The organism is Pedobacter sp. KBW06, from assembly GCF_003852525.1.
GTDB lineage: Bacteria > Bacteroidota > Bacteroidia > Sphingobacteriales > Sphingobacteriaceae > Pedobacter.
The window spans coordinates 168,886-193,898 of sequence record NZ_QAJL01000007.1 but is presented as its reverse complement, the minus strand read 5'-3'; the positions used below and the strand labels follow the sequence as shown (position 1 = coordinate 193,898).

Genomic DNA, 25,013 nt, shown 5'->3' with positions numbered 1-25,013 from the left:
GTTACTGTGAACCTGATTCCTGGAGCCCCTGATGTTGAGGTTGCGGAAGGTAACCTGACGTTCTGTACGGGCGATCAGGTGATTCTGAAATCCAATAAGGCTACAGGCAACCAATGGTATAAAAACGGTGTTATCATCGATGGTGCAACCTCTCAAAGCTATACGGCCAATACCAGTGGGACGTATACGGTCGTAGTGACAGAAACTGGTTGCCCAAGTCCTGCCTCTGCAGGAAAGGTGGTTACAGTAAACCTGATTCCTGGAGCCCCAGATGTTGAGGTTACCGGAGGAAACTTGACGTTCTGTACAGGCGATCAGGTGATCCTGAAATCCAATAAGGCCACAGGTAACCAGTGGTATAAAAACGGTGTTATCATCGACGGTGCAACATCCCAAAGCTATACAGCTAACGAAAGTGGAACCTACACGGTCGTAGTGACAGAAACTGGCTGCCCAAGTCCTGCCTCTGTAGGGAAGGTGGTCACCGTCAACCCAATCCCAACTACTCCTGTCATCACTGCCGGAACCCCAACTTCCTTCTGCGATGGTGGAAGCACCATTTTAACTTCCTCTTCCTTAACCGGAAACCAATGGTACAAAGGCGGAGTCCTGATCCCTGGCGCTAACGCCAAAACCTATACTGCAACAGAGTCCGGTATTTACACCTTAACCGTTACCAGCACAACCGGTTGTATCAGCCCGATTTCTTTACCTATCACTGTCACTGAAGTCCCTTACCCGCCAAAACCTGGTATTTCTCCTTCAAACATCACTACCTTCTGTGAAGGCGGCATTGTTACGTTAACCTCAACATCTTCATTTGGAAATCAATGGTATAAAGACAACATCCTGATTCCTGGTGCAACCAATCCTACTTACGATGTAAATACCATAGGCGTATACACCGTTAAAGTCACCAATGCTACCGGATGTTCGAGTGCTATTTCTGCCACAACAACAGTTACCGTAACTCCGGTTCCGAAAGGGTTTGATGACCAGTTGAACCCATTAACCTGCACACAATCTTCTTTCAATTATCAGCTGCAGAGCAACATCAACAACAGGCTAAAAGGAGGCAATGCAGTGCCATCTTCCTTTACCTGGACTGTAAGTTCTCCTGTGTTGGGGGCAGTTAACGGCACTGGAAGCGCGATCAATGCTACCTTGATCAATACATCCACCACGCCACAAGAAGTCGTATATACCGTAACTCCAAGGGCATTAACCGGTGGTTGTGATGGCGTTCCCTTTAAAATCAAAATCAGTGTTCCGGTATGTTTGGGAATTTCAATTAACAAGACTGCCGACAGGAGTTCTGTTTCCTCCGCAGGAGATAAAATCAACTACACCATAACCGTTAAAAACACAGGACATGCCAATCACAACAAGGTCGTTGTCAGCGATCCTCTGACTGGGGGAGTCCTGAGTAATCCTACCGGCGATAATGGGAACCAAATTCTGGAAAAAGGCGAATCCTGGATTTACCGGACTTCTTACACCCTTACCCAGGCTGATTTAGACAACAATGGCGCACCTTCAGCAAATATTGGAAAGGTACAGAATGTGGCAATCGTTCAGACAGCAGAGGCTCCAATACCTTCGGCCGATGTGGCAGATGTAGCGATCCGTCAAAGACCAGCTATCCGTCTGGTTAAAACAGGGGTGTTAAACAACGATTATAAAACGATCAACTATACCTTCCTGATCACAAATAAAGGCAACGTTACTCTTCGCGATGTGGAACTGACTGACCCTAAAATTCCTGGTCTGCTGATCTCCGGACCAGCGGTCCTTGCGCCGGGTGGCTCGACAACCGTTACCGCAAACTACACGATTACAGAGGCAGAAAAGAAAGCCGGAATTGTAAGCAATACCGCAACGGCGACAGGTGTTTACCAGCCTGGCGAAAGGGTTTCAGACATCTCCGGAACAACTGAAAACAACGACGATCCTACAGTTATTGACGTGGTTCGTTATCCTGCCGCAGTAGACGATTTTGCAAAAACCAAAGCCGATGTAGAGGTAATGGTGCCGGTAGCCAACAACGACCGCCCAAGCCTGTTCCCGCTGGATGTAAGTACGATCGACGTCAAAACGCAGCCGCTAAACGGAGTATTGCAGATGAACAAAGATGGCAGGATCATTTATCAGCCTAATAAAGGATACTCAGGAGTAGAGAAGTTTACTTACATGATCAATGACGAGAACGGTCTTCGTTCAAATATTGCAGTGGTGACGATCAATGTCGTTCCTCCTGACCTGGAGATTCCAAATACCTTCACACCAAATGGAGACGGTAAAAATGATACTTTCCAGATTAAAGGAAGAGAAAATTACGATTCTATAGAGATCTCCATCTTTAACCGTTGGGGGGATGAAGTCTACAGAAGTAAAAACTATAAGGATGAATGGGATGGTGCAGGCTTAAATGAAGGTACATATTTCTATGTTTTAAAACTTAAAAAGGGAAGTCACGAAGAATCCCGCAGAAGTTGGGTGCTCATTAAAAGATAATTAAAATCATGAAGAAGATCAGATATACCCTGGTACTTGCTTACCTCTGCTTCACGTTAATCGGGAGCGCAATGGCACAACAAAATATTCAGTTTTCTCAGTATATTTTTAACAGTCTGAGTGTAAACCCAGCCTATGCAGGATATAAGGAGGAATGGTTTGTACAACTCGGTCTGAGGGCACAGTGGGTAGGCGTAGAGGGCGCGCCGCAAACAGCGATTGCCTCCATCGATGGCATTCTGGACCCCAGAGACCGCAAGATGGGCCTGGGTTTCCAGATCACAACCGATAAGATTGGGGTCCAGTCGGCAACCTCTGCAACCGTAAATTATGCTTACCGTTTACAGCTCAATGGCGACGATACCGAACGTTTAAGTTTTGGTCTGGGGGTAGGTGTGGCGCAATATAGTTTGAAGGGGCAACTGCTGACCACAATTGATAAAGAGGATCAGGCGGTACCGGTAGGAAACCAGAGCAATATTGTTCCTGATCTGCGCTTTGGTGTGTTCTATAATTCAGACTACTGGTACCTGGGGCTCTCTGCACTGGACGTTTTTTCCGGACCCAAAGATAGCCGGAACAGAAATCAGTCCTCTTCGCTGAACATCATTCGCAGCCGTCATGCTTACTTCATGGGGGGCGGACTGATCAACCTTTCCCAGGACCTGAGGATCAGGCCAAGCATCCTGATTAAGGAAGATTTCAGAGGTCCGACAAGTGCAGACCTGAATGCCATGGTGATCATTAATGATAAAATATGGATCGGCGCTTCTTACCGGACAGGCTTTAACCTCTGGAAGAAACAACTCCCTAGCTTACCGCTAGGCAACCAGAATTCCATTTCCGGGATCTTTCAGTTTTTCGTCAATGAACGCTTTAGAATTGGGTATTCCTACGATCATGTGACGAGTAAATTAGGAAGCAATCAAAATGGTTCTCATGAGCTGACGATGGGCCTTGCTTTTGGAAAAGTGCCAAGGTCCATGATTTGCCCAAGGGTCTTTTAAATGAACCGCTAATGAGTGAACGGAGAGAAATGTTGTCCTGTATTTTTGACACTTGATACAACGCTTCCCGGAATTCCTCCATCCGTAGTTGCAGGACGGTTGATCTGGATTAATAAATCATTGTGCTTCTCCAGTAAAGTAATGTATTTGTTCATCCAGTATTGTACCGAAGTATTGTAATGTTGCTGCTGATCAGGATTTCCCGTCATCAGATCCGACATGATTTTATTCCCTGCCCTGGCAAAATCTTCGGGAAATTCATTCGCGAAATCATGCCCTATGGCATGGCCGATTCTACATACTACATCAATGCTGAGGTATTCCTGCTCAAACCAGTTGTAAATGGAAGTTCTGCTTACATTCAGCAGGCGGGAAAGTTCACTGATACCAATCTTGGTCCTTACGATGCGCTCAATTAAGCCGTCTTTGTTTAAAATCATAGAATAATAGATTACTTACAGGTTTATATGGAAACCAGCACTATTACCTACACATTAAGATCAGTGGGAACTAATCATAGGAAAGATAAGAAAATTAATTCTTAATTTCAAAAAGAATAAAGTAAATATTTATTCAAATAGCAGATGGTCCAGGTCTTCGTAAATGGAATTATTGCTCCTGAACTCAGGAATGATCTCTTTCATCTTTCTCACCGTTGCATAATTGTCGTTGAGCTGATTCAGCTTTAACACCTCAGTGATAACGGTCTGTACATAAGGGCAACTGTAACTGATGGTTCGGGAGATTTTGATCTTTTGGTGGTGGGTAGGGATGGTTTGCTCTTCCTGATGTAACAGTTCCTCGTGCAGCTTTTCTCCGGGCCTCAATCCGCTGTAAACGATTTTGATGTCCCTGATGGGAGATAGGCCCGCAAGCTGGATCATCTTCAGTGCCAGGTCCACGATCCTGATCGGTTTTCCCATGTCAAAAATAAAGATTTCCCCGCCATTGCCCATTGCCGCAGCCTCCAGTACCAGCTGCACGGATTCGGAAATCGTCATGAAGTAGCGGGTGATCTCCGGATGGGTCACCGTTATGGGGCCTCCACGTTCTATTTGTGTCTTAAACCTGGGAATTACCGAGCCATTGGAGCCCATTACATTGCCAAAACGGGTGGTGATAAACCTTGGAGAACATTGGTTTTCATTTAAGGACTGGATGTAGATTTCGGCCAGACGCTTGGATGCACCCATGATATTGGTTGGTTTAACCGCTTTATCGGTAGAGATCATCACAAACTTTTCCACGCCAAAGGCGATAGAAATGTCGGCAAGGTTTTTCGTGCCTGCAACATTGGTCAGGATGGCCTCTGCCGGATTGTCTTCCATCATAGGGACATGTTTACATGCCGCTGCATGAAACACAATCTGAGGTTTGTATTTCTCAAAAAGCAGGCGCATCCGGTCCGGATTCTGAATGCTGGCCATATAGATCTTTACTTTATGACTTAAAGCAAGGTCTTCAACTTCCAGTTGTAATTCATGAAGGGGAGTCTCTGCCTGGTCGCATAAAACAACATATTCCGGTTGGTAATTCAACAGCTGGCGGACAATTTCAGAGCCAATAGAACCAGCCGCACCGGTAACGAGAATGCGTTTCCCCAGGACTTCCCTAAAGATGTTTTGTCGCTGGAGCAGGATCGGCTCCCGTTGTAAAAGCTCTTCAATGCGGAGGTCTTTCAGCTGGCTAAACTGAAGCTTTCCGTAAAGCCATTGGCTGGAAGGGGGCACAGTAAGGACTTTGATGCCGAGTTCCACCGATTTTTCAATAGTCCTCTTTTTACTTTCCAAAGAGAGGAGGTCATTACTCACCACGAGTTTTTGAATCCCATGTTTCCGGGCCAAAGTCTCGATGGATGCTGAATGGTAAACCTTCGTTTGCTCGATGTATTTGTTCACCTTATCAGAGTCGTCGTCAATAAACCCCATCACCTGACAACAGTTTTCCTGCAAAGCTTCCAATGCCTGTTTCAATAAGATGGCGGTCGAATCAGAGCCATAGATCAGGATCTTTTCTTTTTGTTCTCCGCCTTCCAGGTCCTTGAAATAAGAAAATAACCCTTTTACCACAATCCTGAGCAGAATGAGCAAAGACGAAGAAATGAAAAAATTGAGCAATAGAACCGTATCCAGCCAGCTCAGTTCGAGTTGAAGATAGGGGACGATAAAGAGGTTGCTGACGGCGGTAAATAAAACACTGCTGAGCAGAACGGCAAGAAAGATTCTCACCATATCCTTGGTATTCGAATACCGGATGATTCCGGTATGGATCTCCATGAGGATAAAGACGGGAATGGCAATGAAATGAAACAAAACAATATAGGCGAGGTGACTCAGGTCCAGCAGACCTATAAAGTCAATTCTATGGATCAATAACAACGACATGCAAAGGGCCCAGCTCAGGATAAACTGGTCAATAAATAAAATGAGCCATCTGGAATGGACTTTCTCCTGGAAGATACGTTTCATAAGATTAGAGTTTTTGTAGGGGATAACGGTAAAGGGGAAAGAAATCAACTTCAGGATGCAGGGCCATCCCTGCTTTTTTTACCAGCGACTGATATTTAGGGGAGTTGATCACAAACCTCCAGCTTTTATAACTTAAAAGAAGGTCTGAGAAGCCTGATTTCCATCTAAACAGGGAATCTTCTTTAAAACCCAGACCACCACCAAGGTGATAATAACGCATGCCGCACCTTCTTCCGATCAGGCTGATTTCATCGATCAGAAACTTAGCGGGCGAATTGTTGAGGCATCTGGTGCGTGTGGCCATCAGGTGACATTGCGCAATGTTTCCGGTAAAAGTCACAATGGACCCGCTAATGGCCTCCTCGCCGTCATAAACAAGTATCAGGCGGCAATCGAATTCATCTGTGCTCAAAAGATCGAGGAAATAACGCAGGCTGAAATGATAATAATCTGATGCACCGATCCGAAGCATGTTCTCCTTATAGATCTCCCTGAAGGTGCTGATATCTGCTGTTTTCCTGGATTCTACAACCCGGAGCCCTGCTTTCCATGATTTTTTAATGGATTCGTAAATGTTCTTTTTATATTTCTTTCGCTGCTGCTCTATAGGGACACTGAGGTCGATACAAATGGTCTTCCCATTGTCGTAAAGGCCACCAAACCGCTCCAGGAGCAGGCATTGCCGGAACAAAGGATGAAGCCTGGAAAAAACAGATACATGTTCTTCCTGTTCCAGGAAAGAGAGAAAGATCAGCTTAAAGCGATCCATAAAACCTTCGCTGAGCTGTTCAAATTTAAGGTTGGAAACAGGTCCGGTATAACCGTATACGGAACTGAAATCGGAGAGCGCAGAACCCTCAATCCGGCGCCGGATTAATGGGAATGCAATAAAGTCTTTTGCCTCCTGGTAGACAAAAAGAAAGGGAGTCCCGCTTTCATCAAGCGCATGGTAATGCCAGGTATGGTAAAAGTCGTATTCTGCAGATCTTTTGATATAATCTACCCATTCTTTTTTCTGTTGGATGGTAATGAGGGTATACTGCATAGCGTCAGTTTTTAATGGGAAGGAACCTGATATCTGTATAAGGGAAAGAAGTCTATATCTGAGGATTTGTCCAGTTGTAAGTCCTCCAGAAGGGAATCGTAAACAACCGGATCGGCAATGTAACGCCAGCTGCTGAAATCCAGAATGAGGTCAGAGAAACAGGCTTTCCATTCAAAGAGCGAATCCTGTTTGAAGTTTAAGCCTCCTCCAAGGTGGAAATATTTTGCCCCCATTTCCCGCCCGATAATGGTGATTTCATCGGTAAGCAGCTTTGCCGGAGAGTCGGAGAGATGGGAGCTCAGGGTCCCCAGAAGGTGGGCCTGGATGATGTCGTTGGTGCAGACAATAAAAGCACCGCATACCGCCTTTCCATCAATCTCTATCAGGAGCAGCTTGCTGTTGAATTCATCAGACTGGTGGAGATCGCTAAAATAGGAAGGGGTGAAGAGGTAGTAGTCTGAAGCCCCGATCCTTTCCATGTTTTCGGTATAAATGGCCGCGAAAGTGCGGATGTCTTCCAGAGAATTTCCTTCCCTTAAGGTATAGCCTTTTCGTTTCAGCTGCCGGATCTTCTCCCGAAGTCTTTTATGGTATTTCTGCCGCTGTTCTTCCAGAGGAATCCGGAGATCTATCGCAATGGTTTTCCCGTTGGCATGAATTCCACCCATGGCTTCAATGGATAAATGCTGGTCGAAAAACGGATGTAGCCTTGAAAATACAGAGATAAATTGTTCTTCTTTCAAAAAAGCCAGAAAGGATTCCCTGAACCGCTCAAGAAAAACATGTCCGAGGGATTCAAAACGCTGGTTGGAAATAGGTCCGGTATATCCGTATACAGAAGTCAGATCTCCATATGGTGTAGCGCTAATGCCTCTCCGGATCAAGGGAAAAGCAATGTAATTTTCTCCTTCCTCGTATACAAAGAGCAAGGGCAAGCCGGTGGTGTCGAGGGAATGGTAATACCAGGTATGGTAAAAATCATGCTGTAAAGAATTTCTAACATAATTCTTCCATTCTTCTTTTTCCAGGATCGTGATTGTTTTTTTCATTGGAATATAATTGTTTTTTAATGGTCATGAAGTGATCATGCAGGTGTTCATTGCTTTTGGTAAGCGGAATGCTGATGAGGGGTTCATTTCATTAAGGATTATACGGGTTTAACCGCTGGTATTCCTGACGGGTCAGTATCATATCAATAAATTGATTGCCGTAATTGATTTGCTTAAAGCCTGTCTTTCTGTATAATGCAAGTGCTGCAAGGTTCCTGTGGTGTACATCCAGCATAACGGTTTCCAGGTTTAACTCGTCGAAAGCATACTTCAGGATTTGTTGTGTGGCCAAAAATGCAATGCCCTTTCCCCAGAATTTTTCCTCTCCGATAAAAATGTGGTAATTCGCATTGCGATCCCTGATGTCTACCAGCTGGATATTGCCAATGTACTGACCTGTGCGTTTAAGGCAAATGGCAAAACGCTTTTCATTTGGCCTGGCGATTACCTTTGCAATCCATTCCCGTTCTATTTCAGGACTGATGGCCTGGGCAGCTCGATGTTTGGTATAACCCCATATTTTTGGATTGTTCCGCCATTTGCAGGCAATTTCCGCGTCTGTAAGGGCCAGTGGACGGAGGTAAACCTGATAATTCATAACAGTGATCTGACGGTTTCAAGAATATGGTCCATGTCCCGGATCCGGTAACGGTGGTCAAGGGGTAAAGGAAGAAGGTGCCTGGCGAGGTAATGTTCAAAGAGGTCTTCGCCTGCCCATTCCAGGACATTGGGCCAGTAAGTGGCAACAAATATTTTTTTGGCAATCAAAGCTTTTCTGGCACCGGATTGATCGATCACAAGGGGGTAAACCATCGGACCATCAATGCTGTCAAGCTGGATAGGGAGTTGATTGATGCCCGCTAAACCCTGGTGTAGATGTTGGAAATTCGCATTTCTGATAGACCGGCACTCTTCGTAATCAATGCCCGACAAAATTCTTTGGCTCAGCACAGACATCTTTTTGATGGGATTATTTCCGAGAATGATGTTGTTCTTCAGGTAGTCATGGTATCCTGTTTCAATACTCAGGTCAATGCTTTTGATCAAATGAGAAAAGCGGTAGACAGAGATGTCACTTTCCAGGGATAAACGGGTATTGCTCTCCGTATAGAGGTAAGCGCCATCGGGGACGCCAAAGAATTTCCTGCAGGAATAGAAGGTGTCTATACCTGCTACAGGCGGACAAAAAAAGGCCTGGGCATTGTCGACAATCAGGTTTTTTACCGTCTTTGCGAGTCTGCGTACGGTGTCCTGCTTGATCCCGAAATAATTGGTGTAAAGCAAACAGGCATTTTCTTCAGGTTCAAAATCAATTTGGGGCTCCAGCTGCCGGTCAATCCGGTAAAAACGGTAGGGGATACTTAACCTCCGTAAAGGTTCGAGCAATACTTCACAGGTGAAATAAGGCAGGTAAACCAGGCTGTATTTTTTTATCCTCAGTAGGTATTCAAAAGCATTTCTGCCGGTATTTAGCTTAATAAAAGATGGATACTGCTCCTGTCCCTCTGGAAGCTGGAGTTCAATGTATCCGCCAATTGTTTTATGTTCTTTCCTCATCCTTGTCCTTGTTTATACATTCTTCGATGTGGGGGTTGATAATATTCATATAAATTCGCCGGGACCCTTGCATTGTATCCAATCACCTGACGCAGTTCTTCAGACAGGCTTTCTCCGAAATCATAACCCAGAAACCTGGGGTAATCCAGCTGCTGCTTAAAGTAGGGCACGGTATAACTCAGCGTCAGGGCCCGTCTGGGGAGCTCGGTATAGTTCTTGCCGGCGGCATGCCAGAGCAGGGAATCAAATAATATGATGCTGCCCTTTTTCGCGATGGCACGGTCTGATTTGCCGAAAAAACGAACCTCATTGGGCTTTGCATCCGTTTTATGAGAACCGGAAAGGAAAAAGGTAGCCCCGTTTTGGGCGGTGAAATCATCGAGCAGGACCATCATTTGGACCATCAGTTTCAGCTCCCCGGTAAAGCTCCGGATGTCGCGGTGGATGTTCTGAACATATGGCCTGGCATCTTTTAAATTGATCACGCCATTGATCCCGTTCAGGATGTAATTGCCCTTGAGGAATTGCCTGATCTGCTGATCGCAATACAGCTCACTGACAAATTTTAATCCGAAATTTCCGGGCTCCAGTAAATGGTGCAGCGTCCCGGCCATATCGAGGTCAATGCCATTCTCCCGCTGAATTTGCCGGCGGACGAGGTAAGCATCATCCAGCGACTGGTTGATCTCTTCTACAAATTCAGGACTTAATGCATTTTCATAAATTAACCAGCCATATTTATCCATAGCGGTTTCAAAATCTTTCTCCTTTTCCGGAGGGTAGTTGAATAGGTTTTTCAAGGTTCGATCGGTTTAAAGGTTTAGTCGGTTTAATTTTTAGGAATTGGGTGCTCTGTATTGTGGAAAAAAAGTACTTTCCTGAGTGGATGTTCTGGCATCGACGAGCTGCTGGTACCGCTCCTGATCCGCAATGAAACACCAGGTCTTGTCTTCCAAGATGAGGTCAGAAAAAGCCGATTTGAATTGAAACAGGGAATCCGGCTTTCCATTCAAACCTCCGCCAAGGTGGTAATAGCTGATCCCCAGGCTGCGTGCAAGAATGCTGATTTCATCAATGATGAGTTTGCTCGGGGAAAGCTGGATATAAGCAGCGGCAGTGGCCGATAAATGGTTCCTGATCACATGCCGGGTATACATGATGATGTTGCCGCAAATGGGCGTCTCGCCATCGTAAACCATAATGAGCCGGCAATCAGGCTCGGTTGTATTTAACAACCGCTTAAAATAGGCCTCGTTGTACAGGTATCTGGAAGACGCGCCGTTTCTTTCCATATTTTCCAGGTACATGCTGCTGAAGGCTTTGATATCTGAAAGGCTGTCTGTTTCCCTGATCTGGAAATCCTTGTTCCTCAGCTGCCTGATTTTTCGGGCAAGCCGCTTCTCGTATTTCAACCTTTGCATTTCAATCGGCATCCGGAGGTCGATGTAGACGGTTTGCCCGTTGTCCCGGAGTCCGCCGATCTTTTCCAGCAGGCGGGGCTGATCGAGGAAAGGCTGGAGCCTGCAAAAAACACAGACATGTTTGCCGTTCTTCATGAATTCCAAAAACGACAGTCTGAACCGGTCGATCAGCGCCTCGTCGAACGTCCCGAAATCATGGTTGGAAATCGGCCCGGTATAGCCGTAAACTGAAGTGAGGTCAGACCAGTCGGTCCCTTCAATTGCCCTTTTGAGCAGAGGCAAAGCGATGAAAATGTCCTGTTCTTCGAAAACAAAAAGAAAAGGATCGGTATCTTCCTCCAGGGAGTGATAAGACCAGGTATGATGAAAATCATGGTGGATGGAACGTTGAACATAAGCGGTCCATTCCAGTCTTTGTCGGATGGTAATAAGCTGATAAGCCATAGTTGTTTTTTGATCAGAAACAGGAATTAAGCCTCTTGCAGGATATGAAGCATGCGTTCATTGATAAGGCTGATTTCAAATTTTTCTTTAGCGAACTTTCTGCCGTTCAGCCCAAACTGAACCACATCAGTGGTATGTCTGTAGAAGTATTCCATGCTGGAAACCAGGGCAGAAACATCTTTAACGGGAACTAAAAAGCCGTTTACTGCATCGGAGGAGGAGTTGACGGTCTCTTTGCAGCCCACGGAATTGCTGGTAATGATTCCCCTTCCCATGGCCATCGCCTCGAGCAGACTCCTCGGCACACCCTCTCCGTAATAGGATGGGAGCACAACGATAGAAGCATTGGCGAGAAAGGGGCGGACATCGGTCACCGATCCATAGTACTCGATCACTTCTCCCGAACAGATTTTTTCATACAAATCCGGGCCGATCGCATCAATGTTCGGATCAAAAGAGCCAATCAGCTTAAACCTGATTTCCGGATAGCGCTGCCGCATCACCTTGGCTGCTTCAAAAAACTCCCGGATTCCCTTGGCATTGATCAGCCTGGAGATCATGAGGAAGCTTAAAGGCGTAGTGCGCGGAGGCGTATAGTGATAATGACTGACGTCTACCCCCGAACCGTTCACCACGTAAGACTGATGTTTGGGGCCAATAATGCCTCTGGTAATCAGTTTCCTCCGGTCGTCCTTGTTCTGAAAGATGATCCTGAGTCCGGGATCTGCCCTGAGACTGAACTTTAAAAGCATTCTCGTGATCATACTGACCAATCCCTTCCTGCGGTTCACATCGCTGAAATTATAGCCTAAGCCGGTTAACATCGGGGTGATCCTTTTGACGCGGCAAAATTTGGCCACCATAGTCCCGTAAATTACGGGCTTAAAAGCATAGGGAAAAAAGACATCGGGCTGCACCTCTTTAATCACCCGGTACAAGGCATGGAGGTAGCGTAAATCCGACAAGACCGATACATGACTGGGCTTTAAATTGTTCTCCCTGAGTTGTACACCCATATCAAGCAATTGCGTTCTGATCTCTTCCCTGACGATCCTGGGACTGAATACGATGACCTCATTCCTGAGGAGCAGGGCTTCAATTAATTTGCCGCGGAAATCCAGCAGTGAATCCGAAGAATCACAAACGAGCAGTACTTTCTTTATTTTTCGTTCCATAATGAAATAGGTTTTGCGCCTGCGCCATTGCGTACCGCTTCAGGAACCTCCTTTACCGGAAGTAAGCGGGAAGAATAGGGATAGCTTGGTTTCCATAGAGAGCTGAGGGTGAGTATGGTGTTCTTCCCTGAGCGCCGGTAGACGTTGCTGTTGCCGCCACTGATATAACCTGGCTTCGCATTGAAATCTGTCTTGATGGGCTGGACCGCATTTTCAAAGTAATTGTTGTCTGTACGGACAGTCGCATCCATCGTCGACCCGATCCCATAACCGCTGCTGTCTTTGATGTAATTGTTGATCACATGCACTTGTCCGAACCGCACACCGGGCTGCCTTTCCGAATTGTTGTAGAAATAGTTCTTATACACCGTGACGCGCAAATGTCCGGCATCGTTCGTATTCTCATCGCCAAAACCAATGAGCATCGCCTTATGGTTGTCGTGCAGCTTGTTCCAGGATAAGGTCACATAGTCGGCCCTGTTGCCAACATCAAGCAAGCCATCGTAATAATCCCAGCCATGATCCCGATCGGAAGATAAGGTGCAGTGGTCTACCCAGACATGATGGGCCCCTTCTTTGATCACGATGTTGGAATAAGAAACCACATTTCTGATGGTCATATTCCTGATGATCACATTGTGATGCCCGTAAATGAGCAAACCTACACCTTCCATCGATGAACCGCCTTCCCCAAGGATCGTCTTGTTGGATTTGATGTTGATGAAACCTGTTCCTTTGATGTTTCCGGAGTACAGGATGGTCATAGGAAAGGCAGAACCGGCTGCTGCACGGAATGCTGCGAGCGTCGAAACCCGTACAACAGGGCCGTTTTGCCCTCCGGTAGTGCGGCCGTTAACCATTGCAAAACCAATAATATCCGGCGACTGAACCCTGGATTGAGGAAAGAAACAAATCGAGAGTAAAAAAAGAAAATACATGATGATTTAATGTTTAAAAGGTATTGCTGCCTCAACCTGACCGTTCTCTTTTTGATAAAATTCCCGGTACCAGCTCACGAAGTTTCGTACGCCATCTTCCACCGAAACCCAGGATTGAAGCGGACATAAGGCCTCCAGTTCCCCAATCTCGGCCCAGGTGGCCAGGACATCGCCGTCCTGCATGGGTAAGTATTCCCGTTTTGCCGGGACATTCAGGTTTTTCTCAATCTCCTGAATGAAATCACTGAGGCTTACCGGAGCCCCTCTGCCGATGTTAAAAACCCGGTGTGGGACAGGGCTTTCCGGAGCCTGCGGCCGGTCGAGAATGAAGAGCATCCGGGAAATAATGTCGTCGATATAGGTGAAATCCCTTTTCATCTGACCATTGTTAAAGACCTGAATGGCTTTGCCTTCAGTAATAGCTTTGGTGAAAAGGAATAATGCCATGTCCGGTCTGCCTCAGGGGCCATAAACGGTAAAAAACCGAAGACCGGTAGCGGGAATCCGGAACAGGTGGCTGTAGGCATGTGCCATGAGCTCATTGCTTTTCTTGGACGCGGCGTATAAGGAGACCGGAAGGTCGGTCTGCTGGTCGGTAGAGAAGGGCATTTCTTTGTTTAAGCCGTATACACTGGAAGAACTGGCATACAGGAGCTGCCTGATCCGGTTGTAACGGCAACATTCCAGCACATTTAAAAAGCCTTTGATGTTGGAATCAATATAGGCATCAGGATTGGTTAAACTATAGCGCACGCCAGCCTGTGCGGCAAGGTGACAGACGGCTTCAAATTCATAGGTCTCAAAGAGGCTCTGCATGCCAAGTGTATCGCAGATGTCGAGTTTGATAAAGGTATACTGACCATATTTATCGCTGTCTATAGGTTTTGCATAAGGAATCTCAGTGGCCTCAATTCCCATTTCTGCCAGGCGCGCATATTTCAGACTGACCTCATAATAGTCATTGATGTTGTCGATCCCGATCACTTCATCGCCACGCTCCAATAAAGCCTTGGCCATGTAGAACCCTATAAATCCGGCTGTTCCGGTTACTAATACTCTCATAGTCTGTTGTTTTTTTGAATGAGTTTTTTATACCATACCTCAAGGCCGAACACACAGAAAAGCATTTTTGCCCTTCTTTCGTCCGAAACCCTGATCTTTTTTGCAATCAGGTCTTCAATGAAACTTTTTTTGATGATCCTGGAATAAAGGGTGTCCTTCGCGAGCAGGTAGTCGTTGATGACAGTTTTGAGTTCCTCATCTACCCATTTGCGGAGGGGAATCTCAAATCCCCTTTTCGGCTGGTTGATCAGCTCTTCGGGTAAATAATTTACAGCGAGGTCCCGGAGAATGGATTTAGTGGTCACATTGTGAATCTTGAAATGATCGGGCAGGCCGGGCGCAAATTCCAGAAGCTCTTTTGATAAAAATGGACTCCGCCCTTCCAGGGAATGTGTCATCGTGGCAATGTCCATCTTGGGCAACAGGCGACTGAATAACATTGACTGGAAGTCCATCAGCAAAATCTTGTTCAATGCGCTGAGGGGGAGTTTGTTGATGGCAAGCAGGTCTGCAGAAATCTCTTTCATCAGCGGCCTCCTTAGAAACTGGTCTTCAAAGCCAACAAATAAATCAGAAGAGGCAGAACAGTAGATCTTTACAACATCGGTATAGCTTGCGAATTTCAGTAAACGGTATAAATAAGTATAATAACTCTGCTTTTCGTTCGCAATGGGCAGGATGCCGGCGAGGATCTTTGCGCTGATTTTCGTCAGGTTATTGGGCTGAAAGAAGTCTAAATGCCGGAAAGGAACATAACGGCGGTAGCCGCCAAACAATTCATCGGCCCCATCACCATTCAGGACCACGGTAGTGTGTTGTTTTGCGGCCCTGGCTACATAATAGCTGGGGATGGCGGAGTTGTCGCAATTGGGTTCCCCATGACCGCTTAGAATGCTTTCTATGTCGTCCTGCAGGTTGGAAAAATCAATGTCTACGACGGCATGGTTGGTGCCATAGCTTTTGGCCACTTTCGCTGCCAGCCCGGATTCATCATAACTCCCGGGAACACGGACGGTAAATGTGTTGAGGCGTTTGGCATGTTTTGCAGCGATTGCAGTGACTAGGCCGCTGTCTATTCCGCCGCTTAAAAAGGAGCCGACATCGAGGTCAGAACTGTCCATCCTGCGCTGAACAGCAAGTTGCAGCAGCTGATCCAGCTGTGCAACCGAGTCTGCATGGTTGAGCTTACTTTCCTTTTTATAGCCTTCTTCCATGTTAAACCAGGTCAGGTCCTGTTCTTTCATGCTTTGCGGGTCAAGTTTTAAATAGTGCCCGTTCTCGAGTTCTGAAACATGAAGGTAAGGGGTCGATTTCCGGTAATGATAACCGAGATAGAGGTAATCGGAGAGGGCAGCATGGTCAATCTCCGGTTGGGCAATCTGTGCTAAGATATTGAGCTCGGAGGAAAACATCCAGGTCTTTCCTTTTCGGTAAATGAACAGGGGTTTCTTGCCGGCACGGTCTCTGGCGAGGTAAAGCATCCGGTTTTTAAGGTCATACAAAGCAAAGGCAAACATGCCGTCGAACTCTTCCAGCATTTTCATGCCCATGAGTTCATACATCATCAAAATGGTTCTGGTATCTGAATTGGAGGCCGATTCCAGTCCGTATTTCTCCCGCAGTTGGAGGTGGTTGTAAATCTCACCATTGAACACGATCATTAAACCGTTGTATTCCATGGGCTGTCTTCCCGAAGCACTCAGGTCCTGAATGGCCAGACGGGTATGGTACAGGTGGAGGTTGTCGATGCTTTGCCGGTCCTGCTCATCAGGGCCGCGGTGCCATAAGCCCTGGAAGATCTCTTGCTGATCTACCGGAATTTCATAATTTATTGTTCCAAATATTCCGCACATAATTTCTTATTGTTTTTTATGCTATGTATTGACAATCAGTTCCATCCATTGATTTAAGATCTGCTGCTCGCTGAAATGTGACTGGATGTATTTTTTTCCGTTCTGACCGAGTACATATCGCCCCGTTGGGCTCAGGTCCATCATCTTTTTCATTTGATCTGCAAGGCTTCTGGCATTTAAAGGCTCAGAAAGCATCCCGCATTTTGCCTTTTCAATGAACTCTTTATTGCAGTCGATCGCCGTCACGACAACCGGCTTTCCATGGGCCATGGCTTCCAGAATGGCATTCGGCATCCCTTCATAATGAGAGGAAAGCACAAAAGCATCGGCAGCCTTCAAGTATTCAGAGGTGTTTTGCCTGAAGCCCAGGATCCGTACGTAATTTTGTATGCCCAGGTCAAGAATCATGCGGTGCGGCCAGGTTTCCTCGTTTAATTCGCCGATGATCTCCAGCCGGAATGCTCCTGGTTTAAGCAGGGCAATCGCTTCAAAAAGGGTCACATAATCTTTGTTCCAGCGGAAATGTGCCACGCAAACCCAGGTGAAAACCGCTCTCGGCCGACAATAAATACTACTTAAATCAGGAATGGAAATCGCATTGTGGATCACCAAACCTCCCTTTTTAGCGAGCTTCAGGCGCTCAAAATTGTCTTTAGATGCTTTGGAATTAAAGACGAGCGCATCGTCCATACCGATGGATAACTTATAGGGGAGGTACCATTTCCTGTTGATCACCGAGGTTCTGATCGAAGAAATCAATTTGAAATCCATGCTCAGTTTCAGCATCCTCGCAAATAGGATGGCAATGAACATAAAGGCGACAACATGCGCCGGCCCGAAATCCCGGATCAGTTTTTTTAGCTGCATCCAATTGTGTGCCGGCCGGCCAAACCAGCTTTTCAAATAGGCTACCCTAATCCCCATTTTTGAAAAGTCCCGGTCGAACTCATTAATCGGCTTTAATGAAATGATCATCACTTCATAATCATTGGCATTCAGGAATTCGGCAACTTTGAGCAGTTGTGTTTCCGCACCTCCTTTGCTCAAAGAAGGACTGATGAAGAGCACGCGTTTCTTAGGACTGGTCACTGTGTTCATATGGATGCTTTTAATGGGGGAATGGTTAAATGATGCAAGGCCTGCAGTTGAGGCAGCTGCCGCTGATAGGCTTTGCTGTAATTGCGGGCAGTGATGGAAATATGGTAGTTGAGCCTGAAGCTCTGTTTAGCTTTGTAGCGAATCAGCTCCTTATCAGGGTGGTATAAGGCCTCCTTAATCGCCCTGCAGTAACTGTCTACACTTTTGTCCTTACTGAGAAAGCCATTATGACCATGCCTGATCATGTTCTTGATGCCGCTAACAGGGGTGCAGACGGGAATACATCCCACAGAAAAGGCCTCAATAATGGAAATCGGCATGCCTTCATAAAAGCTGGACAAACAAAAAGCATCGGCCAGGGATAGGTAATCGACCACATTGTATTTGCCACCCAGAAAGCAAATGAGCGGATCTCCGGAAGCCATGCGCTGGAGCTTCTGCTGCAATTGCTCATTTTTGGCTTCCCCAATGAGCAACAACCTGCATTTTTTGACTTCTGTGGCATTGAACTGCTGGACAGCTTTGATGAGTAATTCCTGGTTCTTCTGCCTGGCAATCCTGGCAACATGCACGAGCAGAAAGGTGTCGGTACCTAAACGATGTTCTTTAAATACTTCTTTGTAGGCTGGTGTCTGGACCAAATCCGGACGGCCATTGGGAATTAAAATGTCGTTGCCAAGGCCATAGCATTCCTGAAAGGTCTGTTTTACATCTTCGGAGATGGTAATGGCCTGTACCTTGTTCTTTTTATAATAGGCCTTCCGGAAAATCCTGGCAAGGTAACTGGGACATTCCTTTGGGGCAATGTTATGCAGGGTATGAAAAAAACGGGTGCCTGAATTCCCTAAAAAATACAGGGCCAGGTATTCAAATCCGTTTAAATGGGTATGCAGAAAATCCGGCTTTTCGGTCTTGAGCCAGGCCGTAAGCCTGGACATGACCATGAAATTGATCCCGGGACCTTTTTCAAAGGAGATATACCTGACCTTGTCCTGGATTTCTTTTCTGAAACCCTTTTCCAGGTCATTGCTGCGAAGCGACAACAGGGTCACTTCGTACCGCTCGTCTTTCGCGAGTTCGTTACAGAGGTCAACTACAAAGCGCTCTGCGCCACCCTTGGTTAAAGAACCAATCAGGTGCATTACTTTAATTTTTGATGCCATTTTTTTATGGGTGTTGAAGCGCGATGTAGCGACCTGTGTATATGCTTTGTTGCTCTGCTGCAAATTCTTCTTCTACTTGCGGCGTTGTTTTCCCGTTTAAAAAATCAAGGTGTAGAATCGCGAAATAGAGGAAAAAGGTAGGCCCGTTTCCACTGAGCAGCCAGGAGTTATGAGATAAGGAATTGATGGAAACCGCAAGAAAAGCCCCGCAAAGGCAAACCATCATTGCATTTTCTTTTTTCCTCACTTCCCGCAATGCCCTGATCGCGATGCGGAGCACCTTGTAATACAAGGCAATGAGCAGACCTATTCCGAGGATTGGCCCAAGGTAAGTAAGGAACATGAGGTAGGCATTATGGGAGGTAATTCCCGAAGAAAATACCTGGTTCCGGTAAATGACATCTCCCCAGGTTTTTCCGTAAAAGATTAAGCCATAGGGGTATTCTGCACAGATCCTCAGGTTTTCGGCAGTCAGGGTGGTTCGGTCGTACTCTGAAGCACTTTGTTCGTTTTTGCTGAGGATATTGTTATAGCTGTCGAAATTGTCTTTGAGGACAAAAGTATAGAGGATCAGGCCTGCAGCTACCCCCAGGACGACAATAACGAGGGCCTTGTATCTGTAATAAGCCCATAAGAACAGGAACGAAGCAGCTAAAAAGCCGATAAAAACCGAACGCTGCATGCCGAGGTAAATAAAAATAAGGCAGCTGAGCAAAATGGCAGCCTTAATGAGCAAATGCTTTTTATAGACATAGCTGTAAATGAAAAGAAAGGGAACAAGCGCTGCCAGCTGGTAACCAAAGTTAAACTGGTAAATGGCAATGCCGGAAGGGCTCTGGATCACCTGTTCGCCCATGAGCAAAGACCGGAGGGCATTGATCTTTTCAGGATAGAAAGGATTGAGCACAAGCACCAATGCTGAAAACAGCAGCAGGCCATAAAATACATAGATGGACACCTTAAACCTCGTCCTGTTTGTGCCGGTAAAGTAGTTGAAATACAAGGCGCAGATGCTGATGTTAATGACATTGGACATGAATACTTTATGGTCTGACAGGCCAACCATATCGTATAGAAAGGTGCCGGTCCAGATGGCCAGAAGCTGGGGGCCGTAAAGGAAGCTGATCCGGTCTTCTTTAAACAAAGTGATGAGCGGCAGGCAAAACAATAAGGGCGCAGGAATCCTGATCATTTCCGTTAAGAAAATGCCATAGGAAACGGAATAGAGGTAGAGTGCAACAAATAAAAAGATCAGATATTTCATGTTTCCTTAGTTGAGTATTTGGAGGATGGAATGGATAAAGCTGTCGCCGTCGTTGATGGCGCTTCGGTAGCGTTCCTGTCCGTTTTCTGCGATCTGCTGATAATAGGAATACTGGGCAATCGCGAAATCCAGTTTTTCTTCCAGGTCTTCCATATCCCAGCGAAGGGGGATATAGGTTTCCTGCGGAATAAACAGCTGGGGATAAGTTTCCAGGTGTTCCATAGATGGTTTAACGAGGATCGCACCTGCAATAAAAGTTTCAAAATCCCGGTAACAGATTTCTCCCCAGCCAAAAGGACTGATGCTCAGCTTGGCCTTTCTCATTTCCTTCCAGTAACGGAATTTAGAGATGGCCGGGCCGCTGGCGATGTTCATGTTCATGGAATCAAAGAGCTCAAGAACCCTGTTCCGCTGATAGGAGATGGTATTTTTAAGGTCCTTCCCATGGTGGATGCTTCCCCTGAAGGTCAGGTCAAAAGGCCGTTCTTTGGCCACCTTGCTAAACCTGGTGGGATAGAGGTAATAGCTGAGGTAATTGCTGAGCCTGCCCATTTTGTAGCCGAAATAGCGGTAGTCGTTAAGCCCGATGTTCCAGCCAAGCTTTACCTTGTGCAGCTGGTCTTTCGGACAGGGTTTAAATTCGGTGATGTCAGTTTTTAGTTTTTGGTTGTTCAGCCAGATCCTCAGGTCGTTACCGCTGTGTTTTTCGGTATAATAGCGCTTGTCTTTCAAGACTTGTTTCTTCAGGAAAACATCTACAAAGTCGATGATGGGAAAATCGCTGGAGCCGCTGGAATCAGCGGCATCAAACCAGATGAGCTTGCCAACGGTTTTCTTTAATTCCGACAGGAACAGGAGCAATTGGTATTCATTTTCAGGTGTTCGTTTATAGATGTCCTGCCAGCCATTCATAAAGTATCTGGAATGGATGAGCAGGAAATCGGCATGCCGGAGTTTACTGCTGGTATGGTCGGTATGGAATTCCAGTTGTATCCCGCTTTCTCTCAGTTCCCGTCGCCATTTATGGAAAGGATGTGTTTCTGAAAAGAACCTTTGAGAAGGCCAGTCCAGGATTTTTAGTGTTTTCATGATGGTCTGCAGATGGAGGGGATGGAAGGTTTAATGGTGTTTCAGGACAATGCATTTCAAGGTCATAAGGATGATGTGCAGGTCGGTCCAGAGGCTTTTATGGTCAATGTATTTCAGTCCTTGTTTGAGTTTCTTCGGAATGATGTCGGTACGGTAAAAGTGTTCGGGATCACTGGCCCTGGCCAGGAGCTCACTTTCATCAATGTATTCAATGGAAGCCCAGTCTGTAATTCCCGGCCTTACGCTCAGGACCCTTTGCTGTGCGGGGTTGTACAGGGCCACGTATTTGCTGACTTCCGGCCTGGGGCCAACGAAGCTCATCTCGCCCATGAGGATGTTCAGCAGTTGCGGAAGCTCATCGATCTTATATTTCCGGAGCCAGTACCCAGCCCTTGTAATGCGGCAGTCATGGTCGCCAACAGTAAGCAGGCCTTGTTTGTCGGCACCACCGCACATGGTTCTGAACTTGATGAGCTTAAAACAGACTTTTTTCCTTCCCACACGGGTCTGACTGTAAAAGATACTGCCTTTGGAATCCAGCTTTACCCAAATGGAGATGAAGATAAACAGGGGACTGAGCAGGATCAGCGCGCCGAGCGAAAGCAGGAGGTCGAAAATTCGTTTAGGGTCCATGATCCATCGGTTTAAGCGGTTGTTTTCAAAGGAGAAATGCCGAGATGAAGCTGCACGGTATTGATCACTGATTCGATGATGTAATCGACCTCCTCAATGCTAAGCTGCGGATAAATGGGCAGGGAGATCTCAGAAGCGTATTGTTTATAGCTGTTGGGATAATCTTCGATCCGGTATCCGGTCTCTTTGAAATAGCTGAGCATGGGCATGGGAATGAAATGAACATTGACAACGATTCCGAGTGCAACGAGCTGTTCAATAATCTGATCTCTCTGTTCTTCGGAAATGCCCTTTATCCTTAAAGGGAAAATATGGTAAGATGATTCCCGGGTACTGTCTTTCAATACGGGAGCGGTAAACCAGCTGTAGGCATTGAAATGGTGACAATACTTGAGTGCAATGTGCTTTCTTGATGGCAGGAGCAGGTCTTTATATTGCCTGATCTGGGCAAGGCCTACAGCGGCACAAATGTCTGGCATATTGATTTTTAAACCCTGGTAAAGGATGTCGTATTTCCAGTTGGCTCCCCTGGATTTGGCGTAGGCATCCTTATTTTGTCCGTTCAGGGCAAATACTTTTAAAAATCCGTATTCCGCATCGTGGTTAAACTGTTCCGGCAGGTTCAGACAGATGCAGCCGCCTTCAGCGGTGGTGATGTTCTTCACGGCATGGAAGGAATAAATGGTAATGTCGCTGGCCAATGCTGCAGATTTACCGCCATAACAGGCACCGATAGAATGGGCTGCATCTGCAATGAGTAAAATCCTTCCCAAAGCACGTTGTTTTTCTGTTGCAGGGATAAATTGTTCCCGAATCTCCGCCTCGTTGATCAGGGCATTGATGGCCTGGTAATCGCAGGGCAATCCGGCAAGGTCTACGGTAATGATGGCTTTGGTCTTATGACTGATGGCTTTCCTGATCTCCGCAGGGTCTATGGTAAGGTCGTCGGAAATATCAACCATCACTGGTTTTGCACCACAATGCAATACGCATAAAGCAGTGGCGCAATAGGAATAGGCGGGTATAATGACCTCATCTCCCTCCTTAATGCCAAACCATTTCAGCATCATGATGGCCCCTGAAGTCCAGGAATTTACACATACTGTGGCTTTGGACCCGGTCAGTTCGATCATTTCTGCTTCGAGCGCTTTCACTTTCGGGCCAGAGGTAATCCATCTTGATTCCAGGGTGTCAACCACTTCATCAATTACATTTTGATCAATAAACGGAGGTGAGAATGAGATGTTCATAGTTTTATAGGTTTAGTGTTTAGTACTCCTGCGGATCAGCTCCAGCCATTTGGCCGAAGTGTTGGCGAGAGAGTTGGTTTCATTGATTCGTTTGGCATGGAGGGCAATCTTTGCCCTCAGGATGGGGTCGTCGAGGACCATTTTTATGGCAGATGCCATTTGATAGATGTTTCCTGGTCTGATGAGAAGGCCGTTTTTCCCGCTTTCCAGGATGTCTGAAGGACCATATTCGCAATCGGTGGCGATACAGGCCGTACCCATGCTCATGGCCTCCAGCAGGGCGTTGGGATAACCTTCATTCCTCGAAGAGAGGACAAACAGCTCTGCCTGACGGTAATAATCCTGCATGTTTTCCCGGAAGCCGATGAGTTTTACACGCTGACTTAAACCGAGTGCGCTGATTTGTTCTTCCAGGGCTGCCCGCTGTTCCCCTTCACCGGAAATCAGCAGGTGTACGCTTTTTTCTTCTACTCTTCTGAAAGCCGCAATGAGCAGGTCAAATCCTTTTTGCGGACTCAACCTGCCGGCGGCAAGGATAAACCTGGCGGGATAGACAGGCTCCTTTGAAGGGATGGGAAATTCGTTTATCGGGTTGTTGATCACCTCGAAATTGCTGAGCTTCTTAAAGGGACTTCGCTTCCTGAAGCCTTCAATCATTCCCCTGGAGGGAAGTACAACCGCCTTTGCACGTTTGTAAACCGCGAAAGAAAGCCATTTCAGTACGGGGTTAAGCCGGTTCAGGGTATAGTCTGGCGTAATGCGCTCGGAAACGAGGTAGGGGATGTTTAAAGACAGGCAGGTCAACCCGGTCCAGAGATTCGCCGAAGTCATAAAAGAGATGGCACATTCCGGTCTTTCCTTTTTCAGGAAATTCCGGAGCCGGAAAAAGGAAAGACCGGCATACCAGATCCTAAAGAAAAGTCCTGTTTTTCTCGGGGTGTTGACGAGTGAAATGACCTTGATCCCCTCCGACAAAAAATAGGCTGGCCTTGAGGCATTCAGGCAAACGATGCTCACTTGAAAACCTGCCGCATCATAGTAATTGGCGAGGTTGGAAATGACCCTTTCCGCACCACCACCACGAAGGGAACTGATGGCAAAAAGTAGTTTTTCAGGAGATTCCGTTACCATAATGCGGTAATGGTTTTAATGGCTTTGTTAAACTTGAAATAGCGGAGGTCAAAAAAAAAATACTGGCGCAGGTAGATTTTCAAAAGCGCCCTTTTTTGAAGGGAAGAGCATTTGAAATTGCGGATCATCAGGTTGAAATCACTGACCATTCTTGATTTCCTGATTTTAGGATCGATCATGCTCCAGATTCCTCCGGTATGAAGGCGGTAGCAGGCCATCACCTGGGGGATAACATAAATCTTCTTCCCGGTACTGATGGCGTGTAATTTGAACAGGGTATCCGAACCGTATGTCTGGTAATACCATTTCTTCAATCCGATCTCCCGTACTTCCCGGCTGTTTCTAACCATCAGGGAACAGATTCTCGTCTCATCCCTTCTGCCGAGCAGCAGGTCTTCATAGCTGAATTCCATGCTCACCGGAGTCGGGTGCATATAGACCGTCTGATCGTAATCATTGATCACCCGGGTATAATGACAGCAGATGATGTATTCCGGATGACTTTCCAAAAAATCTACCTGCTTTTGCAGTTTAAAGGCATCGGTCCAGAAATCATCCCCGTCGCACATGGCAATGTATTTTCCACTGGCCACATTCATCGTACGCAACTGGTTTTTGATGGAACCTACATTGCTGTCGGAAGTCACAATGTGGATGATGTCCGGATGCTTGCGCTGGTAATATTCCAGGATGTTTCTGGTATTGTCGGTAGAATGGTCTTCACCAATGATGATTTCAAATTTGAAATTGCAATCCTGCATTAAAAAGCTGTCTATGGTCTGGGCGATGTATTTTTCATGATTATAGGTGATGCAGCAAATGCTGACCATAATTTCTGACTGAGGTTCCATA

21 protein-coding genes and 1 pseudogene are annotated in these 25,013 nt (G+C 46.4%); 2 read left to right on the top strand and 20 right to left on the bottom strand.

Going from position 1 to position 25,013, the window contains the following annotated elements; genetic code table 11:
* Both DBR43_RS32035 and DBR43_RS32030 read left to right on the top strand, forming a co-directional pair.
* Nucleotides 1-2,514 (top strand): gliding motility-associated C-terminal domain-containing protein (locus DBR43_RS32035; protein ID WP_124587433.1); only part of this gene is annotated, 2,514 nt, incomplete at its 5' end.
* 8 nt (nucleotides 2,515-2,522) lie between these two features.
* On the top strand, nucleotides 2,523-3,521 hold the full coding sequence (locus DBR43_RS32030) for a type IX secretion system membrane protein PorP/SprF (RefSeq protein ID WP_124587432.1): 999 nt from the start codon (nucleotides 2,523-2,525) through the stop codon (nucleotides 3,519-3,521).
* An 8-nt stretch (nucleotides 3,522-3,529) separates the two neighbouring features.
* Here DBR43_RS32030 and DBR43_RS32025 read toward each other — a convergent pair whose 3' ends face one another.
* From DBR43_RS32025 to DBR43_RS31930, 20 genes and pseudogenes are all read right to left on the bottom strand, one after another.
* The gene (locus tag DBR43_RS32025) at nucleotides 3,530-3,961 is read right to left on the bottom strand and encodes a hypothetical protein (RefSeq protein WP_124587431.1); all 432 of its coding nucleotides are present in this window, start codon (nucleotides 3,959-3,961) and stop codon (nucleotides 3,530-3,532) included.
* A gap of 129 nt (nucleotides 3,962-4,090) precedes the next feature.
* Complete coding sequence (locus DBR43_RS32020) at nucleotides 4,091-5,989, bottom strand: polysaccharide biosynthesis protein (protein WP_124587430.1); 1,899 nt, start codon at nucleotides 5,987-5,989, stop codon at nucleotides 4,091-4,093.
* A 4-nt stretch (nucleotides 5,990-5,993) separates the two neighbouring features.
* Entirely contained in the window at nucleotides 5,994-7,034 is a 1,041-nt protein-coding gene (locus DBR43_RS32015) for a GNAT family N-acetyltransferase (RefSeq protein WP_124587429.1), read from the bottom strand.
* 11 nt (nucleotides 7,035-7,045) lie between these two features.
* Nucleotides 7,046-8,083, bottom strand: a complete 1,038-nt coding sequence (locus DBR43_RS32010; RefSeq protein ID WP_124587428.1) for a GNAT family N-acetyltransferase — start codon at nucleotides 8,081-8,083, stop codon at nucleotides 7,046-7,048.
* 91 nt (nucleotides 8,084-8,174) lie between these two features.
* Complete coding sequence (locus DBR43_RS32005; protein ID WP_124587427.1) at nucleotides 8,175-8,681, bottom strand: GNAT family N-acetyltransferase; 507 nt, start codon at nucleotides 8,679-8,681, stop codon at nucleotides 8,175-8,177.
* The gene (locus DBR43_RS32000; protein ID WP_124587426.1) at nucleotides 8,678-9,640 is read right to left on the bottom strand and encodes a hypothetical protein; all 963 of its coding nucleotides are present in this window, start codon (nucleotides 9,638-9,640) and stop codon (nucleotides 8,678-8,680) included. The genes DBR43_RS32005 and DBR43_RS32000 overlap by 4 nt, the downstream gene beginning before the upstream one ends.
* Nucleotides 9,637-10,440 carry a phytanoyl-CoA dioxygenase family protein gene (locus DBR43_RS31995; protein WP_233603303.1) on the bottom strand — a complete coding sequence of 268 codons (804 nt, stop codon included), beginning with the start codon at nucleotides 10,438-10,440 and terminating at the stop codon, nucleotides 9,637-9,639. Before DBR43_RS31995 ends, DBR43_RS32000 begins: the two co-directional genes overlap by 4 nt.
* A 36-nt stretch (nucleotides 10,441-10,476) precedes the next feature.
* Nucleotides 10,477-11,505, bottom strand: coding sequence for a GNAT family N-acetyltransferase (locus DBR43_RS31990; protein ID WP_124587425.1), 1,029 nt, complete (start codon nucleotides 11,503-11,505; stop codon nucleotides 10,477-10,479).
* 26 nt (nucleotides 11,506-11,531) lie between these two features.
* The gene (locus tag DBR43_RS31985; protein WP_124587424.1) at nucleotides 11,532-12,680 is read right to left on the bottom strand and encodes a glycosyltransferase family 4 protein; all 1,149 of its coding nucleotides are present in this window, start codon (nucleotides 12,678-12,680) and stop codon (nucleotides 11,532-11,534) included.
* Complete coding sequence (locus tag DBR43_RS31980; RefSeq protein WP_124587423.1) at nucleotides 12,665-13,618, bottom strand: polysaccharide lyase family 1 protein; 954 nt, start codon at nucleotides 13,616-13,618, stop codon at nucleotides 12,665-12,667. Before DBR43_RS31980 ends, DBR43_RS31985 begins: the two co-directional genes overlap by 16 nt.
* Before the next feature lie 6 nt (nucleotides 13,619-13,624).
* Nucleotides 13,625-14,680: pseudogene (locus DBR43_RS31975) on the bottom strand (NAD-dependent epimerase/dehydratase family protein).
* Nucleotides 14,677-16,533, bottom strand: a complete 1,857-nt coding sequence (gene asnB / locus DBR43_RS31970; RefSeq protein ID WP_124587422.1) for an asparagine synthase (glutamine-hydrolyzing) — start codon at nucleotides 16,531-16,533, stop codon at nucleotides 14,677-14,679. Before asnB ends, DBR43_RS31975 begins: the two are co-directional and overlap by 4 nt.
* Nucleotides 16,534-16,554: 21 nt before the next feature.
* Entirely contained in the window at nucleotides 16,555-17,631 is a 1,077-nt protein-coding gene (locus tag DBR43_RS31965; protein WP_124587421.1) for a glycosyltransferase, read from the bottom strand.
* Nucleotides 17,628-18,794, bottom strand: a complete 1,167-nt coding sequence (locus tag DBR43_RS31960; RefSeq protein ID WP_124587420.1) for a glycosyltransferase family 4 protein — start codon at nucleotides 18,792-18,794, stop codon at nucleotides 17,628-17,630. Before DBR43_RS31960 ends, DBR43_RS31965 begins: the two co-directional genes overlap by 4 nt.
* Nucleotides 18,795-18,798: 4 nt before the next feature.
* Nucleotides 18,799-20,058 (bottom strand): O-antigen ligase family protein, encoded by a 1,260-nt coding sequence (locus DBR43_RS31955; protein WP_124587419.1) that lies wholly within the window; start codon nucleotides 20,056-20,058, stop codon nucleotides 18,799-18,801.
* A 6-nt stretch (nucleotides 20,059-20,064) separates the two neighbouring features.
* Nucleotides 20,065-21,147: a glycosyltransferase gene (locus DBR43_RS31950; RefSeq protein WP_124587418.1), complete on the bottom strand. Its 1,083-nt coding sequence runs from the start codon at nucleotides 21,145-21,147 to the stop codon at nucleotides 20,065-20,067.
* Between the two features lie 30 nt (nucleotides 21,148-21,177).
* Nucleotides 21,178-21,780, bottom strand: a complete 603-nt coding sequence (locus DBR43_RS31945; RefSeq protein WP_124587417.1) for a sugar transferase — start codon at nucleotides 21,778-21,780, stop codon at nucleotides 21,178-21,180.
* Between the two features lie 11 nt (nucleotides 21,781-21,791).
* Nucleotides 21,792-23,030, bottom strand: a complete 1,239-nt coding sequence (locus tag DBR43_RS31940) for a DegT/DnrJ/EryC1/StrS family aminotransferase (RefSeq protein ID WP_124587416.1) — start codon at nucleotides 23,028-23,030, stop codon at nucleotides 21,792-21,794.
* Between the two features lie 12 nt (nucleotides 23,031-23,042).
* Nucleotides 23,043-24,161, bottom strand: a complete 1,119-nt coding sequence (locus DBR43_RS31935; protein WP_124587415.1) for a glycosyltransferase family 4 protein — start codon at nucleotides 24,159-24,161, stop codon at nucleotides 23,043-23,045.
* The gene (locus DBR43_RS31930) at nucleotides 24,155-25,012 is read right to left on the bottom strand and encodes a glycosyltransferase family 2 protein (RefSeq protein ID WP_124587414.1); all 858 of its coding nucleotides are present in this window, start codon (nucleotides 25,010-25,012) and stop codon (nucleotides 24,155-24,157) included. The genes DBR43_RS31935 and DBR43_RS31930 overlap by 7 nt, the downstream gene beginning before the upstream one ends.
* Nucleotide 25,013 lies beyond the last annotated feature (1 nt).